This is a genomic window from uncultured Sphingomonas sp. (assembly GCF_913774285.1).
Taxonomy (GTDB): Bacteria; Pseudomonadota; Alphaproteobacteria; order Sphingomonadales; family Sphingomonadaceae; genus Sphingomonas.
On the sequence record NZ_CAJYHX010000021.1, the window covers coordinates 77,369 to 94,397 of the forward strand.

Consider the following 17,029-nt stretch of genomic DNA (forward strand, 5'->3'; position numbering starts at 1 on the left):
CGGCAGCCTTGGGGAGGCTATCATATGCGGACGCCGCGTCTACTCTCCGCAGAGTGTATGTCCGTCGGCGTCGCGCATCGCCTGGGCCTCGGACACCGACTCCGCCAGCCGCGCGAACTGCGCGCCCGCCAGCGCGGCGCGACCGGTGCAGAGCTGTGCACATGCCGCGGGCAAGGCGCCCGGCAGCGCGAGGTGATCGCCGTCGAAACGCGCGGTGAAGCGGCAGCCGCCATCGCTGCCGAAGGTCAGGGCAAGCCCCTCCCCCTCGCGGCGCACCGCTCCGGTCGCGCGGCAGCCATTACCCTCGCCATAATCGATGACGATGCCGATCCGGTGCCCGGCGCCGGCAGGCACGATACAGAGCCGGTCGGGCCCCCGCGCATAGGCGCCGGCAATGCTCACATCGCGGGGATCGCGCACCAGCCCGCGCTGAATGGCGGCATTCTCCAGATCGGCGGCAGGTATGGAAGGTCCAGCCGCGGGCCCACCGCAGGCGGCGAGCCCGAGCAGCAGCGCCAGACCCGCACGCCTCATGCGTCGCGCACCAGCGCTCCGTTCTCGATACGGCGGTAGAAACAGCTAGGCGCCCCGGTGTGGCAGGCGGGGCCGTGAGGCTCGACGCGAAGCCAGACCGCGTCCTGGTCGCAGTCGATCCGCGCCTCGATAACGTGGAGGAAATGCCCCGAGGTCTCGCCCTTGGTCCACAACCGACCGCGGCTGCGCGACCAGAAGGTGGCCTTGCCGGATTCCAGCGTCACCGCCAGCGCCTCGGCGTTCATGTGCGCAAGCATCAGCACCTCGCCGGTGGTTGCATGGGTGGCGACGGCGGTGATCAGGCCGTTGGCATCATATTTCGGGTCGAGCGTGGCGCCCGTTTCGCGATTGTCGGTCACCGGCGCGCTGTAGCGGCGTTTGGGGTAGACGTCATCCCTCGCTTGTCGGCGCGGCGCGGTTTAGAGGCCGGCGGGTCCTGCGTTCGGAAGGGAGAGTATTCGTGATCCTGTTTGCCTTGGCCCCGCTCGTACTCGCGGCGGCTCCCGTTCCGACGCAGACCGGCCCCAGCTTCGCCTGCGGGACCGCCGCAACGTCGACCGAGAAGGCGATCTGCGCCGACTCGAAGCTCAGCACGCTCGACCAGGAGATGGCACAACTGTTCGGCATCGCCAGGGAAAGTGCGTTCGGCAGCGGCACCTCGAACCAGCTTGCCGCCCAGCGCACGGCGCTACGCGACATTCGGGCATGCGGCACCTCTGGCGCCGAACAGCCGCTGCGCACCTGCATCGAGCGGCGCTATACCGTACGCAACCAGGAACTCGCGATCGCGGCACTGCTCAAGGCGCCCGCCCTGGCACTTACGGTCCTGCGTCGCGGCGATCCGACCTTCGCGCCGATCCTCGAAGCGGTGCAGCTCTGGTCCGAAGCGCCGGTCGACGCCAACTGGTCCGCGCCCGAACGTGCGAAAGCGCGGACCCGCATCGCCACGCTGCTCAAGCCCTATCTTGCAGGGCTCCAGACCAATCCGGACCAGTCGTTCGGCAATTCCATCCTGCGTGAGCCCGGTACGGACGGCATCACCGTGACGACCATCGACGATCTGTTCCGCTCCGATCGCCATTTCACTGCGTTTCTCAACGTGCTCGGGCCCTATCTCGATGCGCCCAAGACCTCCGGCATGCCGCGCACCCTGCCCTGCGCCGCGATCGTCCGGCACCCGAAGCTGCTGGACGCTACCGGCCCGGTATTCGGATCGACGATGGACAATTTCGTCTTCCGGAACGACTGCAGCGAAACCCTGCCCCCGCTGCCGTCGCTCGCCGCGCTGCAGGCCAAGCTGTTCCGCAGCTGGCCGGAATGCGAGGGCACGATCCGCTACATGGCGTACAGCAGCTTCAACCGAGACGTTGATGCCGCACGGCTCGGACTGGTCGCCCCCGGGAAGGTGAAAGCGGTGCCGGCACGCCGGGGTGTGACCAGGGCGGACGTGGACGGGGTCGAACGCGACCTAACCGCCTATTATGCCGCCCATCTGCACCGTGCCCCGGCCGCGGCGGCGATGGCCCGCAGCGCGCTGTCGCAGCTTCTGACGGACGCGCACCAATGTGAGTGAGCGGGCGTCCGTTCGAAAGTCGTAACGACTGGAATGGCTGCCGATTGCGCGAGCCGCACGTGCATGCAACCATCACCCATGTCCATTCTCGCTGCCTTGCTGCTGGCATTCCATGCCCCGCTTTCGGCCGAGGCAATCGACACTTGCCGACTTCCTGAGGGATGGGAAACCGTCCGCGCCCGCGACGCGAAGTTCCTCGTGCTCGGCGAGTTGCATGGCACGGCCGAGTCACCGCAGCTCGTCGGCGATCTCGCGTGCGGTCTGGCGAGAAGCGGCAAGCGCATCCTGGTCGGCATCGAGTTCGATGCGTTCCGAAATCCGGCACTGCAGGAAGCGTGGAAGCTCCCGGATGCCGAATTCGAGAAGCAGTTGCCGACGATAGGCTGGGCCGGCCGAAACGATGGAGTCGCCAGCCGCGCCATGTTCAACCTGGTGGTGCGGCTGCATGCCCTGAAAACGCGGGGAGCGTCGATCGATATAGTCGCGTTCAACGGGCCGCGAAACGAGGCGCAACAGGCGCGCTTCGCGGCGCTTGCCCGGCAAGGCCCGCACGAAGCGGCGCAGGCGGAAAATGTCGCAGATGCTGCCGCTGCGTCACCGCATGACATTGTCCTCGTGCTGGTCGGCGACTTCCACGCGAGAAAGCGTACCGTCGGCGAGGGAGCGGATCGCTTCGACCCGATGGCGCTGCGACTGTCCCGTTCCGGGCCCGTGCTCAGCCTGCGCCTGCGGTACGCCGGCGGAACGGCCTGGAATTGCCAGTTGAAACCCGGACTTCAGCTTCGCAGCGGCGACCCCATAACTGCCAATGCCATCACCTGCGGAGAATATCCCGTCTCGGCTACGACAGACCTGCGACGCCAGCCCTTCGTCCAGCTGGGCGCATTCCCCGGCAGCGCGGAGGACAACGGGTTCGACGGCTTTTTCTGGGTTGGCCCCATCCACGCTTCCGTCCCGGCAGTTCCGGCAGAAGAACCGAAGCCCTGAAGCTCAATGCTTCCGGATCGCCTTCACCAACTCGTCCTTGTCCATCTTCGATCGCCCCTCGATGCCGATATCCTTGGCCTCGTCGTACAGCTCGGCCTTGCTGCGTTCTTCCAGCCTGCCGCCACCCGAATCGAGGCTGCCGTTCGCCTGGGCATTGGCGATGCGCGCCGCCTTCTCCTTCGAGGCGCCCTCCTCGCGCAGCTTCTCGTAGAGCTCGTCATTCTTGATCTGCGAACCGTGATCCTTGGCCATGATCGCTCTCCTTTCTCAGGGGGTTAACCTGCAAAAAGGGTAAACGGTCCTTTTCCCTGTTACAGACCGGAGACAAACCGGGAGGAAGCGCCTATATGCCCGCCAATCGCTCCCGTACCCCCCGAGGGCCAATGCTTACCACACACCCGTTCGATGACGACAAGCTGCGCGAAGAGTGCGGCGTATTCGGCGTTTCCAACAGCGAAGGCGCGGCCGCGATGGTCGCGCTGGGGCTGCATGCGCTCCAGCACCGCGGCCAGGAGGCAGCGGGCATAACCAGCTGGGACGGCCATCAGTTCCATACGCATCGCGCGATGGGCCATGTCGCGGGCAATTTCGATCGCGACGACGTGATCCGCTCGCTGCCCGGCACCACCGCCTGCGGCCATGTCCGCTACGCAACGACCGGCGGCTCGGCGATCCGCAATGTCCAGCCGCTCTATGCCGAGCTGGCCAGCGGCGGCTTCGCGGTCGCGCATAACGGCAATATCTCGAACGCGATGCGGCTGCGGCGCGACCTCGTCCGGCGCGGCGCGATCTTCCAGTCGACCTCGGATACCGAGGTGATCATCCACCTCGTCGCTACCTCGCAATACCGCACGCTGATCGATCGGTTCATCGATGCGCTCAAGCAGGTCGAGGGCGCCTACTCCCTGATCGTGATGACGCCCGAAGGTATGATCGCCTGCCGCGATCCGCTGGGCATCCGGCCGCTGGTGATGGGCCGCCAGGGCGATTCGGTGGTCTTCGCTTCCGAGACCGTCGCGCTCGACGTGTGCGACGCGCAATATGTCCGCGATGTCGAGCCGGGCGAGCTGGTGATCGTCAAGGCCAATGGCGAGATGACCAGCCACAAGCCGTTCGCCCCCCAGGCGCCGCGGCCGTGCATCTTCGAATATGTCTATTTCTCGCGCCCCGATTCGATCAGCGACAGCCGCTCGGTCTATTCGGTGCGCAAGGCGATCGGCGCGCAGTTGGCGATCGAGTCGCCGGTCGAGGCCGATCTCGTCGTACCGGTGCCCGATTCGGGCGTGCCCGCGGCGATCGGCTATGCGCAGCAGTCTGGCATTCCGTTCGAGCTGGGCATCATCCGCTCGCACTATGTCGGCCGCACCTTCATCCAGCCGGGCGACAAGGTCCGCCACCTCGGCGTCAAGCTCAAGCACAACGCCAATCGCGAGCTGATCGCGGGCAAGCGCATCGTGCTGATCGACGATTCGATCGTGCGCGGCACCACCAGCCTCAAGATCGTGCAAATGATGCACGATGCGGGCGCGAAGGAAGTGCATATGCGCATCGCCTCGCCGCCGACCCGCCACAGCTGCTTCTACGGCGTCGACACGCCCGAGCGCGCCAAGCTGCTCGCCGCCAAGATGGATGTGGGCGGGATGACCGACTTCATCCATGCCGACAGCCTGGCCTTCGTCTCGATCGACGGCCTGTACAAGGCGCTGGGCGAGGCTCGCCGCGCGGACATCCATCCTAAGTACTGCGACGCCTGCTTCACCGGCGACTATCCTACGACGCTGACCGACCAGGACGAACTGGCCCCGCCGCCCGACCAGCTGGCGCTGCTCGCCGAGAAGGTTGGCTGAGCCGGTGAGCGACGGTCCGCTGGCGGGACAGACCGCCCTCGTCACCGGCGCCAGCCGCGGCATCGGCGCGGCGACGGCGGTCGCGCTGGGTGCGGCCGGTGCCCATGTCATCCTCACCGCCCGTACCGCGGGTGGGCTCGAGGAGGTCGAGGACGCCATCTTCCAGGCGGGCGGGAGCGCGACGATCGCGCCGCTCGACCTTGCCGAGCATGACGCGATCGGCCGCCTGGCCGGCGCGATCGGCGAGCGCTGGCCGACGCTCGACATGCTGGTGCTCAACGCCGGCATGCTCGGCACGCTGAGCGCGGTGAACGCGATCGACTTCGCCGAATTCGCCAAGGTGCTGACGCTCAACGTCAGCGCGCAGGCCGCGATGCTGGCCGCGTTCGATCCGATGCTCCGCAAGGCCCCGGCGGCGCGGGTGCTGGGCGTCACCTCCAGCGTCGGCCGCACGCCCCGCGCGTACTGGGGCGTCTATGGCGCCTCCAAAGCGGCGTTCGAGAATTTGCTGCTCAGCTACGGGCATGAGCTGGAGAATGTCAGTCAGGTCCGGGTCGGCATCGTCGATCCCGGCGCCACCCGCACTAAGATGCGCGCGCGCGCCTTCCCGGGTGAGGATCCGGCAACGGTGAAGGCACCCGAAGTCGTCGCCGAGCGGATCGTCGCGCTGATGGCCGGCGGGTTTGAACGCGGCCATCTCGAGCGGGTGGGCTGACGGCCTAGTTTTCCTCTTCCTCGCCCTTGGCGGCGGGTGTGGCCGCCGGGGCGGGCTTGGCACAGGCGCAGCGGGCACTCGGCGGCTTTCGCGTGGGCGCGGTGGTCGCGAACTCGGTGCGGGTGAGCGTGCCCGACTTGTCGGCGTCGGCGCCGGTGAACTTGGCGATCGACTTGGCCGCCCATTCCTCGAAGCTCAGCCTGCCGTCGCCATTGGTGTCGAGCTTGGCGAACGCCTTGTGGCGCGCGGCGAAATATTCTTCCCGGCTTACCGCGTCGTTGCGGTCCTTGTCATAGCGGTCGAAGCGCTTCTGCTCGCGGGTCTTGGCGTCAGCCTCGGGAGCGGCGTCGGGCAGCGGTGTGGTCGTGCCTGCCGCGGCCGGCGCCGGTTGCAACACTGCCGCGAGCGGCCCCCGCCCCGGCGCGTGCTGGAACAGCAGAAACCCTCCGAACGCCAGCAACAGCGCCGCACCGGCGCCCACTGCATATCGCCACATGGCAAGCCTCCCCCGAGGAGACTGCAGCCTACACCTTCAGGACGATGCAGCCAAGAGCTAGCGGCCGCTGAGCCGGTGCCAGAGCAACCGCGCGACTCGTTTAGGGGCGCCGATCGGCAGCGGCGCTTCGAACGGCAAGTCGAGGTCCATCCGCGCGCGGTGCGCCATCGCGCCGAGCGCGCGGGCATTGCGGCTCCAGCGACGGCTGAGCGCCTGGGCCAGCTTCGGCGCGGCGAGGCTGCGGGCGGCATCGGCTTCCGCGCCATCGCCGAGATGGCGGGCGAGATCGGCGAGCGCCCAGCCCTCGCCGCCAACCGCCAGGGGATCGCCTACTGCGCCGAGCGCGGTACCGGCCGTGACGAACAGGCTCCCCCGCCCCGCCGCATAGCGGGCGAGCGCCAAGCCATCGAGCGCCTCTTCTTCGACCAGCACTTCCCAGCCATGCACGATCGGCACCAGCGACGCGCCGGTGACGCCGCGCGGCAGCACCTCGGCGGCGAGGCCTCGCAGCACCGGCTCGGCGGGCGGCGGGGCGGTGTCGAGCTTGGCCAGCGCCTCGCGCCACCAGGCGAGCCGCAGCTGGCCGACCGCGGGCTGGCTGGTGGTACGCAGCAGCTGCGCCAGCGCCTCGTCCAGCGCCAGCAATGCCGCCAGCGCCAGCCGGCCGTCGGCAGGCGCATAGGAGAGGATCAGCGCCCGTTCGGGGTCTTCGGGGGGCATGTTTAGGGAAGCGTTCACCCCTTCCCTCTATGGCGGGAGGATCGGCGACGGAAGAGCGAAGGCTCCCGCGCCCTGGGGTTTCGATCGATCGCCATGCGCAGAACGGTTCTCGAGCGGTTTCAGCGGTGCTTCTTCGGGACGCTCCCGAAGGGCGGGCTGCTGACGCGCCTGCGCGGCAATGTCGCCGGCAACACGCTGGCGATGATGGCGATCGCGCTGATCCCCTTGCTGTTCATCGCCGGCTCGGCGGTCGACACCGCGCGGCTCTACATGGTCAAGAACCGGCTGCAGCAGGCGTGCGACGCCGGCGCGCTGGCCGGGCGGCGGTTCATGGGATCGGAGACCGGGACAACGCTGGACGCCGCGGCGACGACGCAGGCGAACGCATTCTTCTCCAACAACTTCAAGGTCGGGCTGTTCGGCACCAAGGCGGTGACGTTCACCCCTTCCAAGACCAGCGAGAACCAGGTCGCGGGCACCGCCACCGCGACCGTGCCGATGACGCTCACCGGCATGATGGGCTTCCGCGACCAGGCACTGACGGTGACCTGCGAGGCGCGCTACGACGTCGCAGATACCGACATCATGTTCGTGTTGGATACGACCGGCTCGATGGCGTGCCTGACTTCGGACGGTACCGCTGGCTGCGGTCAGCAAACCTACAACTACCCCCGACCGACCTACACCGATGCTCCGGGCTATGGCGGTACCGGCTGGGCGACCCAGGAAAAAGCGGGGTCGAAGATCTCGGGTCTTCGCCAGGCCGTGCTCAAATTCTACGACACGCTGGCCGCGGCGGTCGATCCGGCCACCCAGCTCCGCTACGGGTTCGTGACCTACACCTCGACGGTAAACGCAGGCTACGCGATCACATCGATGTCACCCGCGTACATCGTGGATCGTTGGACGTATAACAGCCGTGAGCCTGCCGGAGACGCGAATAACGGCGGATACGGCGGCAATTACAACTATTCCAAAAACTCGAGCCAGTGCGCCGCGACGAACTATCGTACCCCTGCCAGCGGCTTCACAAGCTCCGGTAGCGCGACGCGGACGTACGGCATATGGGACACCAACAAGAATGCCTGCTTTGTCGCTGTACAGCCACTGAAGCCGAACTGGACGTACAAGAAGGTTAGCTTCGACACCAGCCAGTATAAGCTCGGCGGCGCGGTACTAGACCTTAGCAAGGTAACTGGTGAAACCAGCAAGTGGCTAGGGTGTCTCGAAGAACGAGATACGATCCAAGGAGGCAATTTCGACTATTCGAACCTGCCCAAGGACCTGGACCCGGACTTCGTGCCCACGACCGACAACGCAACGCGCTGGCGCCCCATGTGGCCGGAAGTCGTCTATTACCGCAGCCAATATGCCAGCGTGACGTATTCGGGCGACAGCACCAACCCGCTGGGGGACACCAAAAGCACCAACTCGCTCGACACATACACCGCGCTAATGGCGACGCAGAACGTCTCGAACGCGTGGGTCTCTTGCGGCAAACCCGTGCAGCGGCTGAAGGTGATGTCGCGCGCGCAGGTCAGCGACTATGTCAATGCGGCCGACTTCGTGCCGCAGGGCGGCACCTATCATGATACCGGCATGATCTGGGGCACCCGGCTGATTTCGCCGACCGGCCTGTTCGCCATCGATACGCGGCCCCGGCCCGGCCACAATGATCCTAAACGCTACATCGTGTTCATGACCGATGGCGACATGAAACCCAATCCCTGCCTGTACGGCATGTACGGCATCGAGAATTACGACCAGCGCACGACGAACATGGGCACGCAGTGGAACTGTTCCGACAACACCACGCAGCGGGACAACCACAATGCCCGCTTCCTCGCCGCCTGCGCGGCCGCCAAGGCACGCAACATCTCGATCTTCGTCGTTGGCTTCGGGCAGACGCTGACCACCCAGCTCACCCAATGCGCCACGCCGGGGCAGGCCTTCTATGCGGCGGACAACACCGCGCTCAACACCGCCTTCCAGACGATCGCGAAGCGCGTCGCGATGCTTCGGGTCAGCAAATGACCCGCCCCCTCGCCTCCGACGAGCGCGGCGCGACCCTGGTCGAGTTCGCCATCCTGCTGCCGGTACTGCTCGGTCTGCTGATGGGGCTGATGGACCTGTGCTACCAGGCCTATGTCCAGGCGGTGCTCGAAGGCGCGGTGCAGAAGGCGGCGCGCGATTCCACCATCGAGGCGGCCGACACTGGCAGAATCGATAATCGGGTGATTACCACCGTCCGTGAGGTCGCCGGCAACGCGACCGTCACCCCCAGTCGGCTCTTCTATTCCAGCTTCTCGGTGATCAAGTCCGAGGACTTCATCGACAGCAACGGCAACAACAAATATGATTTCGGCGAGTGCTTCACCGACATCAACGGCAACGGCCAGTGGGACATGGATCCCGGCCGCGCCGGCCAGGGTGGCGCCAGCGACGTCACCATCTACAAGGTAACGGCGACCTACACGCGCATCTTCCCCGTCGCGCGGCTGATCGGGCTGAGCAACCAGGTGGTGCTCACCGCCGCGACGCGCTTCAAGAACCAGCCCTATGGCACCCAGTCCATCCCGATGTCGCAGAAGATCTCGTGCTGATGAGCGCATGCCCGCTGCTCCGCCGGCTGATCGCCGCGCGCTCGGGCGCCGCGCTGCTCGAATTCGCGCTCGGGCTGCCCATCGTGCTTACCGCCGGGCTCTGGGCGACCGAGCTGACCAACTATGCGATCACCAACCAGCGGCTGAGCCAGATAGCGCTGGCACTGGCCGACAATGCCAGCCGCGTCGGCGAGTTCAAGGGCACGGGCTTCACCCAGCTGCGCGAGGTCGACCTCAACGACGTGCTGCTCGCCGCCAAGCAGCAGGGCACCCCGCTCAACCTTACCGCCAATGGACGGATCACGCTGTCCAGCCTGGAGGATAGCGGCGGCACACAGCGCATCCACTGGCAGCGCTGCATCGGCGCGAAGGGCGGCGCCACCTACGATTCGCACTATGGCAAGACGGTGAAGGCAGACGGCGTCACCTATGACCCGGACGCTGGCGTGAACACCGCGAGCCCGGGCGACAACAGCAGCCAGCATCCGGGCACCCTCGCCCCGAACGGCATGGGCGAAAACGGCGCCCAGGTGAAAGCGCCCGACAATTCCGGCGTGATGTTCGTCGAGATCAACTATCTCTACACGCCGCTGGTCGGCAAAGGCTGGTTCACCAGCACCAAGACGATGCGCTACGTCGCTTCCTTCGTCGTCCGCGACAATCGCGATTACAGCCAGGTCTACAATCCCGTGACCACGCCGGCGACGAACCGCTCGACCTGCGATCTCTATTCGGCCTGACGAAAAAGGCCCGCCCGACGGGGAGTCGGGCGGGCCTGTTTTCTGCCGATCCGCTGAAGATCAGCGATAGGTGACCCTCTTCACCACGGCGACCACCTTGTCGGCGTTCACCAGGGCGAGCTTCTCCAGGTTCGCGGCATAGGGCAGCGGCACGTCCTCGTTGGTTACGCGCAGCACCGGCGCGTCGAGGTCGTCAAAGCCCTCTTCCATCACGAACGCGGCGACTTCCGACGCAATCGAGCAGACCGGCCAGCCTTCCTCGACCACCACGATGCGGTTGGTCTTCTTCAGGCTCTCCAGCACGGTCTGCTTGTCGAGCGGACGCAGCGTGCGCAGGTCGATCACCTCGGCGTCGATGCCCTCGGCCGCCAGCTTCTCGGCGGCTTCGAGCGCCACGCCCACGCCGATCGAGTAGCTGACCAGCGTGACGTCCTTGCCCTCGCGCATGATGCGGGCCTTGCCGATCGGCAGGACATAGTCATCGAGTTTCGGCACGTCGAAGCTGCGGCCGTACATCAGCTCGTTCTCGAGGAACACGACCGGGTCTTCCGAACGGATCGCCGCCTTCATCAGGCCCTTGGCATCGGCCGAATCATAGGGCGCGATCACGATCAGGCCGGGGACGCTGGCGTACCACGGGCCATAGTTCTGGCTGTGCTGCGCGCCGACGCGGCTGGCCGCGCCGTTGGGGCCACGGAACACGATCGGGCAGCGCATCTGGCCGCCGGACATGTAGTTGGTCTTGGCCGCCGAGTTGATGATGTGGTCGATCGCCTGCATGGCGAAGTTGAACGTCATGAACTCGATGATCGGCTTGAGGCCGCCCATCGCCGCACCGGTGCCGACGCCGGCAAAGCCGTATTCGGTGATCGGCGTGTCGATGACGCGCTTGGGGCCGAATTCGTCGAGCAGGCCCTGGGTCACCTTGTAGGCGCCCTGATATTCGGCGACTTCCTCGCCCATCACGAAGATGCGCGGATCGGCACGCATTTCCTCAGCCATCGCGTCGCGCAGCGCTTCGCGGACGGTGGTCTTCACCATCTCGGTGCCGGCGGGCACGGCGGGATCGGCCGGACGGGTCTTCTCGACGGCGGCGGTCAGCTGGGCGGTGCCGGTCTCGGGAGCCTTTTCGGGCGCCGGGGTCGGCTCGGTCTGCTGGCTGGCGGGGGCCGGTGCGGCGGCGGCCGAGGACGCATCCTCGCCCTCGCCCGCGATCATCGCGATCACGGTGCCGACCTTCACGTTGTCCGTACCCTCGGCGACCAGGATCTTGGCGATCGTGCCTTCGTCGACGGCTTCGAATTCCATCGTCGCCTTGTCGGTCTCGATCTCGGCGAGGATGTCGCCGGACTTCACGACATCGCCTTCCTTGACGAGCCACTTGGCGAGCGTGCCCTCTTCCATGGTCGGCGAGAGTGCCGGCATCTTGAGTTCGATGGCCATCTCAGTAGGTCTCCACCAGCACGTCGGTATAGAGTTCGGCCGGATCGGGCTCCGGCGTCTGTTCGGCGAAGTCCGCCGATTCGTTCACGATTTTGCGGATCTCGGCCTCGAGCGGCTTCAGCTGCTCTTCGGTCACGCCCATGGTCTCGAGCTCGCGCTTCACCGCCTCGATCGGGTCCGACTTGTCGCGGACGGACTGGACTTCCTCGCGGCTGCGATACTTGGCCGGATCGGACATCGAGTGGCCGCGATAGCGATAGGTCTTCATCTCGAGGATGATCGGCCCCTTGCCGGCGCGCACCCAGGCGAGCGCCTCTTCGGCGGCACCGCGGCAGGCGAGCACGTCCATGCCGTCCACCTGGATGCCGGGGATGCGGAAGCTCTCGCCGCGCTTGTACAGCTGATCTTCGGCCGAGGAGCGGTTGACGCTGGTGCCCATGGCATACTGATTGTTCTCGATCACGTAGATGATCGGAAGCTTCCACAGCTCGGCCATGTTGAACGATTCGTACACCTGGCCCTGGTTCGCGGCGCCGTCGCCGAAATAGGCCATGGCGACGCCGCCATCCTCGTTATATTTGTGCGCAAAGGCGAGGCCCGTGCCGAGCGAGACCTGAGCGCCGACGATGCCGTGGCCGCCGTAGAACTTCTTCTCGGTCGAGAACATGTGCATCGAGCCGCCCTTGCCGCGCGAGATACCCGCGCCGCGGCCGGTCAGCTCGGCCATGATCACCTTGGGGTCGATACCGTAGGCGAGCATGTGACCATGGTCGCGATAGCCGGTGATCACCGAGTCCTTCTCGCCGTCAAGCGCCGACTGCAGGCCGACTGCCACGGCTTCTTGGCCGATGTACAGGTGGCAGAAGCCGCCGATGAAGCCGAGGCCGTAGAGCTGGCCCGCCTTCTCTTCGAAGCGGCGGATCAGCAGCATCTGGCGATAGAATTCGAGCAGCTGTTCCTTCGAGGCCTTGAACCGTTCCGGTTCGCTGGGCCGCTCGCGATTCGGTACGGCGGGTGGGGTCGGTGCGTTGCGTGCCGGTGCTTTGGCCACGATCAGATATTCCTCATCCGGGGAGGGGAAAGGCGGGTGCCTATACGCGCGTTATCGCAAAGCTTGCAACCAACGCGCGGGTTCGGCCCACGTACATCCGCACTAAGGCGCTCCGCCGTGGCTGGCAACAGGTGCCGCTACGGCGATCACTTCTTGTCGAGCGGGATGATCACTTCGTCGGGGCGGACGACGTTGAGCTGCTTGCGGGCAAGCTCGTCGACCATGTCGGGATCGGCGCCATGCTTCGGATCGAGCAGATCGACTCGATTCTTGAGTTCGGCACGCTTCTTGTCGAGCAGCGCATAGTCGCGCTGCTTGGCGGCAAGCTCGTGCTGCACTTCCTTGGCGGCGACGATCCCATTGGGCCCCAGAACCGCATTATAGGCAAAGAAGCCGATGGCGATCAGCGCCGCGGCGGGAAGCCCCGCGCGGCGCAGCAGCGTGGACATGGGCGAAGCGCGCTTCATGCCCGTGTTTTTCGCTGATCGATCGGCTCTTAGCAAGATTGCGGTTCCTACCTAGTTCAGGCGCGGCGCAGCACCGAACGGCCGGCATAGACCGCCGCGTCGCCCAGCTCTTCCTCGATGCGGATCAGCTGGTTGTACTTGGCGAGCCGGTCCGAGCGCGCGAGGCTGCCGGTCTTGATCTGGCCGCAGTTGGTGGCGACCGCGAGATCGGCGATCGTCGCGTCCTCGGTCTCGCCCGAACGGTGCGACATCACCGCGGTGTAGGACGAGCGCTGGGCGAGGCTGACAGCCTCGAGCGTCTCGGTCAGCGTGCCGATCTGGTTGACCTTGACGAGCAGCGAGTTGGCATAGCCGCCCTCGATGCCGCGCAGCAGGCGCTCGGGATTGGTGACGAACAGATCGTCGCCGACCAGCTGGACCTTGCCGCCGAGCAGGTCGGTCAGCGCCTTCCAGCCTTCCCAGTCGTCCTCGGCCATGCCGTCCTCGATCGAGAAGATCGGATAGTCGGCGGCGAGCTTCGCCAGGAACTCGGCATTCTGGGTCGAGCTGAGGGTCTTGCCCTCGCCCACCATCTTGTAGGCGCCGTCCTTGAAGTACTCGGTGGCGGCGCAGTCGAGCGCGAGCATCACGTCGTCGCCGGGCTTGTAGCCGGCGGCCTCGATGCTGGTCATGATGAAGTCCAGCGCTTCGGTGGTCGATGCGATGTTCGGCGCGAAGCCGCCCTCGTCGCCCACGCCGGTCGCCAGGCCCTTCTCGTGCAGCTTCTTCTTGAGCGTGTGGAAGATTTCCGAACCGCAGCGCACCGCCTCCACGATGTTCTCGGCGCCCACCGGCACGATCATGAATTCCTGGAAGTCGATCGGGTTGTCGGCATGCTCGCCGCCGTTGATGATATTCATCATCGGCACCGGCAGGACGTGCGCGTTGACGCCGCCGACATAGCGATAGAGCGGCAGCCCGCGCGCATCGGCCGCGGCCTTGGCAGCGGCGAGGCTGACGCCGAGGATCGCGTTGGCGCCCAGGCGGCCCTTGTTGGCGGTGCCGTCGAGCTCGATCATGGTGCGGTCGAGATCGGCCTGGTCTTCGGCGTCGAGGCCGAGAACCGCCTCGGCAATCTCACCGTTCACCGCATCGACGGCGCCTTCGACGCCCTTGCCGAGCCAGCGGGACTTGTCGCCGTCGCGCTTTTCCACGGCCTCATGGGCACCGGTGGAGGCGCCCGATGGCACGGCGGCGCGGCCGAAGCTGCCGTCGTCCAGCAGGACATCCACTTCCACCGTGGGATTGCCACGGCTGTCGAGAATCTGGCGGGCGTGGACGTCGATGATTGCGGTCACGTCATGGTCTCCGTAACATATCTGGAATGAGGCGCGCGGTGCCTCTAGCGGTTCGCAAGGGAACTCGCAAACGGGGCCGTTGTTGTTTCGGCGCGACATGGAGGGTTTTTGATCATGGCAGACGAAACGGCCAACATCGCGGGCGATCCGCTCGCAGGCAACATGGGTGAAACCGGCGCGGCAAGCGGCGGCACCGAGAGTGGTACGGGCGCGGAAGGCAGCAGCTTCACCCGCAACGCCACCGACACGATTCGCGAGGAAGCGGCCAAGTACGCCGATCAGGCCAAGGAGCATATCCTGGGCTTCGCCGGCACCGGCAAGGAGCGCGCGACCAGCGCACTCGACGAAGTCGCCGAAATGATGCGGACCGCAGCCGGCGACGTCGATGCCAAGCTCGGCGCGCAGTACGGCCAATATGCCCGCACCGCTGCCGACGGCATTGCCGGCTTCGCGGACTCGCTCCGCGGCAAGGAAGTCAACGAGCTGCTCGACGAGGCGACCGAGTTCGTCAAGAAGAGCCCGGCGATCGCGGTGGGCACCGCAGCGGCGCTCGGCTTCGTGCTGGCGCGGGTGATCAAGTCGGGCATCGAGGCCTCGGGCACGACCCCCGCGAACGACAGCACGGCCGCCCCGACCGGCAACACGCCGTCGACCGACGACCTCAAGGTCGAGCCCGCCGGCTTCGGCAGCGGTTCGTCGGCGTCGCCCGGCACCACCCAGAGCTAAGGACGGGCAGCACAGGGCATGGACGCCCCCCGAACGGAAGACGCCGGCATCGGTGAGCTGATCGGCCAGCTCACCGAAGACGCCAAGGATTATGCCCGCGCCGAGGTCGACTATTTCAAGGCCGTCGCCCAAGCCAAGGTGACCGAGGTCAAGGGCGCGGCGATCGCCGCCGTCCTGGCCCTCGCGCTCGCTTTGGCGGCGGCGATCGGGCTGATCGTCGGCGCCATCCTGACGCTGGCGACCCTGGTCGGCCCCGGCTGGGCGACGCTGATCGTGGTCGGCGTCAGCCTCGTCGTCGCGGCGCTGCTCGGCTGGGCGGCGGCACGCGGCATCCGCAAGGCGATGGGAGCGCAGGCATGACGGTACCCCGCGATCCCGACGCCGCCCGGGCGCGTGCCCGCGCGGCGCGCGACAAGCTGATGACGACGGTCGGCACCATCCAGGAGCGGCTCAAGCCGCGCAACATCGCGCAGGAAGCGATGGAGAACGCCAAGCAGAGCGTGACCACCATTGCGCGCGAAGGCACCGAAGCTGTCCGCGAACGCCCGTGGCTCGCTGCCGCGGTCACCAGCGGCATCGGCCTGGTGCTGGCGCGCGGCTGGATCGTCGACATTTTCCGCAAGGGCAAACACGAAACCGCCGGACCGCCCAAGGGTTCGGAACACAAAGACAGCAATGCAGAAGGATGACGCCATGAGCACCGAAACCGAAACCGGATCGCGCCTCACCGAAAACCCCGCGCTGCTGCTCGCCGGCGGCGTCGCGGTGGGCGTGGTGATCGGCATGCTGCTGCCGCGCTTCGAGCGCGAAAAGGCGGCGCTGGAGCCGATCGGCCGCAAGCTGGCTGACGGCGCCGCCGCCGCGGTGCAGGCCGCAAAGGACAGCGGCCGCGAGCAGATCGAGTCGCTGATCCCGAACAGCGACGCCACCAAGGAACGCGTCTCGGCGCTGTTCGGCACGGTGATCGACGCCGCCAAGGACGCGACGTCGAAGCGTTAAGCCGCCTATAAGGGGGTTGAGTGCGATGCTGCAGTGCCGGTAAGGGCTGCGGCATCCCCCCACCCCCAGGAGGCGCAATGAGCAAGCTTCACCTGGTCTTCGGCGGCCGCGTTGCCGATCCGACGACCCTCGATTTCGTCGATCCCTCGAAGCTCGACGTGGTCGGCATCTTCCCCGATTATGCGAGCGCCGAGAAGGCGTGGCGCGCGGCTGCGCAGCGCACGGTCGACGATGCCGAGATGCGCTATGTGGTGGTGCACCTCCACCGCCTGCTCGATCCGGATATCGAGGCCGGCAAGGCCTGATCTTCGGGGCGCGACGCACACTCGCTGGAGTTCGCGCTCGCCAACAACACAACCCTCGTCATCCCCGCGAAGGCGGGGATCCATTGGCGCAGGTGTTTCGGCTCTTGCTGCAGCGCACAGGCGAATGGATCCCCGCCTTCGCGGGGATGACGGTGGTTTGATGATATGGTGGTCTGACCTCAGGGCCGATCGCTCACGGCAGCAGCGCCAGATCCGGCTCCACGAAGCCGCGCCGTGCTTCCACCGAGAATAGCCGCTCACGGCTGTAGAAGCGCAGCGGCCAGTCACGTCGGCCCATTGGCGACGCCAGCAGGCCGTTTATCTGCGCGAGCAAATTCCCTTCCCCTGCCTGCTCCAGGAAAAGCCGCACGCCAGCGACATATGCCCGCGTGATCGTCTCGTGATAGCCGCTGTGATCGTCGTTGACGCCGCCCAGGCTCTCGTTGAAGCGGCGGATCAAGCCGCCGATCTCGGCATCCACATCGA

At 66.4% G+C, this 17,029-nt stretch carries 22 protein-coding genes; 12 read left to right on the forward strand and 10 right to left on the reverse strand.

Annotated features, from left to right (window positions below; genetic code table 11):
- Positions 1-39: 39 nt before the first annotated feature.
- Together QZ670_RS09825 and hisI are read right to left on the reverse strand one after the other, a co-directional pair.
- Positions 40-534, reverse strand: a complete 495-nt coding sequence (locus tag QZ670_RS09825) for a hypothetical protein (RefSeq protein WP_294254458.1) — start codon at positions 532-534, stop codon at positions 40-42.
- Complete coding sequence (hisI, locus tag QZ670_RS09830; protein ID WP_294254460.1) at positions 531-893, reverse strand: phosphoribosyl-AMP cyclohydrolase; 363 nt, start codon at positions 891-893, stop codon at positions 531-533. Before hisI ends, QZ670_RS09825 begins: the two co-directional genes overlap by 4 nt.
- 101 nt (positions 894-994) lie before the next feature.
- Here hisI and QZ670_RS09835 point away from each other — a divergent pair, with 101 nt between their 5' ends.
- Both QZ670_RS09835 and QZ670_RS09840 read left to right on the forward strand, forming a co-directional pair.
- Positions 995-2,107, forward strand: coding sequence for a hypothetical protein (locus QZ670_RS09835; protein ID WP_294254463.1), 1,113 nt, complete (start codon positions 995-997; stop codon positions 2,105-2,107).
- Between the two features lie 78 nt (positions 2,108-2,185).
- Complete coding sequence (locus QZ670_RS09840) at positions 2,186-3,094, forward strand: hypothetical protein (RefSeq protein WP_294254466.1); 909 nt, start codon at positions 2,186-2,188, stop codon at positions 3,092-3,094.
- A 3-nt stretch (positions 3,095-3,097) separates the two neighbouring features.
- Here the strand turns inward: QZ670_RS09840 and QZ670_RS09845 are convergent, their stop codons facing one another.
- Positions 3,098-3,346, reverse strand: a complete 249-nt coding sequence (locus QZ670_RS09845; RefSeq protein WP_294254468.1) for a Rho termination factor N-terminal domain-containing protein — start codon at positions 3,344-3,346, stop codon at positions 3,098-3,100.
- 131 nt (positions 3,347-3,477) lie between these two features.
- Here QZ670_RS09845 and purF point away from each other — a divergent pair, with 131 nt between their 5' ends.
- Both purF and QZ670_RS09855 read left to right on the forward strand, forming a co-directional pair.
- Positions 3,478-4,941 carry an amidophosphoribosyltransferase gene (purF, locus tag QZ670_RS09850; RefSeq protein ID WP_294254473.1) on the forward strand — a complete coding sequence of 488 codons (1,464 nt, stop codon included), beginning with the start codon at positions 3,478-3,480 and terminating at the stop codon, positions 4,939-4,941.
- A gap of 4 nt (positions 4,942-4,945) precedes the next feature.
- Positions 4,946-5,656 (forward strand): SDR family NAD(P)-dependent oxidoreductase, encoded by a 711-nt coding sequence (locus QZ670_RS09855; protein WP_294254476.1) that lies wholly within the window; start codon positions 4,946-4,948, stop codon positions 5,654-5,656.
- A 4-nt stretch (positions 5,657-5,660) separates the two neighbouring features.
- On the opposite strand, the gene QZ670_RS09860 is transcribed toward QZ670_RS09855, so the two are convergent.
- The gene (locus tag QZ670_RS09860; RefSeq protein ID WP_294254479.1) at positions 5,661-6,152 is read right to left on the reverse strand and encodes an EF-hand domain-containing protein; all 492 of its coding nucleotides are present in this window, start codon (positions 6,150-6,152) and stop codon (positions 5,661-5,663) included.
- A 57-nt stretch (positions 6,153-6,209) separates the two neighbouring features.
- Positions 6,210-6,890, reverse strand: coding sequence for a squalene/phytoene synthase family protein (locus QZ670_RS09865; RefSeq protein ID WP_294254481.1), 681 nt, complete (start codon positions 6,888-6,890; stop codon positions 6,210-6,212).
- Between the two features lie 75 nt (positions 6,891-6,965).
- Between QZ670_RS09865 and QZ670_RS09870 the strand changes: the two genes are divergently transcribed.
- From QZ670_RS09870 to QZ670_RS09880, 3 genes are read left to right on the forward strand one after another with little or no spacing between them, the layout of a single operon-like run.
- Positions 6,966-8,906 carry a TadE/TadG family type IV pilus assembly protein gene (locus QZ670_RS09870; RefSeq protein ID WP_294254483.1) on the forward strand — a complete coding sequence of 647 codons (1,941 nt, stop codon included), beginning with the start codon at positions 6,966-6,968 and terminating at the stop codon, positions 8,904-8,906.
- Positions 8,903-9,475, forward strand: a complete 573-nt coding sequence (locus QZ670_RS09875; protein ID WP_294254487.1) for a TadE/TadG family type IV pilus assembly protein — start codon at positions 8,903-8,905, stop codon at positions 9,473-9,475. Before QZ670_RS09870 ends, QZ670_RS09875 begins: the two co-directional genes overlap by 4 nt.
- A complete protein-coding gene (locus tag QZ670_RS09880; protein ID WP_294254489.1) occupies positions 9,475-10,215 on the forward strand; it encodes a histidine kinase in 741 nt (246 codons plus the stop codon). Before QZ670_RS09875 ends, QZ670_RS09880 begins: the two co-directional genes overlap by 1 nt.
- Positions 10,216-10,275: 60 nt before the next feature.
- On the opposite strand, the gene QZ670_RS09885 is transcribed toward QZ670_RS09880, so the two are convergent.
- The 4 genes from QZ670_RS09885 to eno all read right to left on the reverse strand — a co-directional run bounded on the left by QZ670_RS09885 (position 10,276) and on the right by eno (position 14,513).
- The gene (locus tag QZ670_RS09885) at positions 10,276-11,658 is read right to left on the reverse strand and encodes a pyruvate dehydrogenase complex E1 component subunit beta (RefSeq protein WP_294254493.1); all 1,383 of its coding nucleotides are present in this window, start codon (positions 11,656-11,658) and stop codon (positions 10,276-10,278) included.
- A gap of 1 nt (position 11,659) precedes the next feature.
- Positions 11,660-12,709 (reverse strand): pyruvate dehydrogenase (acetyl-transferring) E1 component subunit alpha, encoded by a 1,050-nt coding sequence (gene pdhA, locus QZ670_RS09890; RefSeq protein WP_019367919.1) that lies wholly within the window; start codon positions 12,707-12,709, stop codon positions 11,660-11,662.
- 146 nt (positions 12,710-12,855) lie between these two features.
- Positions 12,856-13,176 (reverse strand): septum formation initiator family protein, encoded by a 321-nt coding sequence (locus QZ670_RS09895; protein WP_093295166.1) that lies wholly within the window; start codon positions 13,174-13,176, stop codon positions 12,856-12,858.
- A 56-nt stretch (positions 13,177-13,232) separates the two neighbouring features.
- Positions 13,233-14,513: a phosphopyruvate hydratase gene (gene eno / locus QZ670_RS09900; protein WP_294254507.1), complete on the reverse strand. Its 1,281-nt coding sequence runs from the start codon at positions 14,511-14,513 to the stop codon at positions 13,233-13,235.
- Positions 14,514-14,627: 114 nt separating this feature from the next.
- On the opposite strand from eno, the gene QZ670_RS09905 reads away from it, so the two are divergent.
- The 5 genes from QZ670_RS09905 to QZ670_RS09925 all read left to right on the forward strand — a co-directional run bounded on the left by QZ670_RS09905 (position 14,628) and on the right by QZ670_RS09925 (position 16,543).
- A complete protein-coding gene (locus tag QZ670_RS09905) occupies positions 14,628-15,239 on the forward strand; it encodes a hypothetical protein (protein ID WP_294254509.1) in 612 nt (203 codons plus the stop codon).
- Positions 15,240-15,257: 18 nt separating this feature from the next.
- Positions 15,258-15,599 carry a phage holin family protein gene (locus QZ670_RS09910; protein WP_093295171.1) on the forward strand — a complete coding sequence of 114 codons (342 nt, stop codon included), beginning with the start codon at positions 15,258-15,260 and terminating at the stop codon, positions 15,597-15,599.
- The gene (locus tag QZ670_RS09915; RefSeq protein WP_294254510.1) at positions 15,596-15,928 is read left to right on the forward strand and encodes a DUF3618 domain-containing protein; all 333 of its coding nucleotides are present in this window, start codon (positions 15,596-15,598) and stop codon (positions 15,926-15,928) included. The genes QZ670_RS09910 and QZ670_RS09915 overlap by 4 nt, the downstream gene beginning before the upstream one ends.
- Positions 15,929-15,932: 4 nt before the next feature.
- A complete protein-coding gene (locus tag QZ670_RS09920) occupies positions 15,933-16,238 on the forward strand; it encodes a hypothetical protein (protein WP_294254512.1) in 306 nt (101 codons plus the stop codon).
- Positions 16,239-16,315: 77 nt separating this feature from the next.
- On the forward strand, positions 16,316-16,543 hold the full coding sequence (locus QZ670_RS09925) for a DUF4170 domain-containing protein (protein WP_294254514.1): 228 nt from the start codon (positions 16,316-16,318) through the stop codon (positions 16,541-16,543).
- Between the two features lie 193 nt (positions 16,544-16,736).
- Here the strand turns inward: QZ670_RS09925 and QZ670_RS09930 are convergent, their stop codons facing one another.
- Entirely contained in the window at positions 16,737-17,024 is a 288-nt protein-coding gene (locus QZ670_RS09930) for a hypothetical protein (RefSeq protein WP_294254516.1), read from the reverse strand.
- Positions 17,025-17,029: the final 5 nt, after the last annotated feature.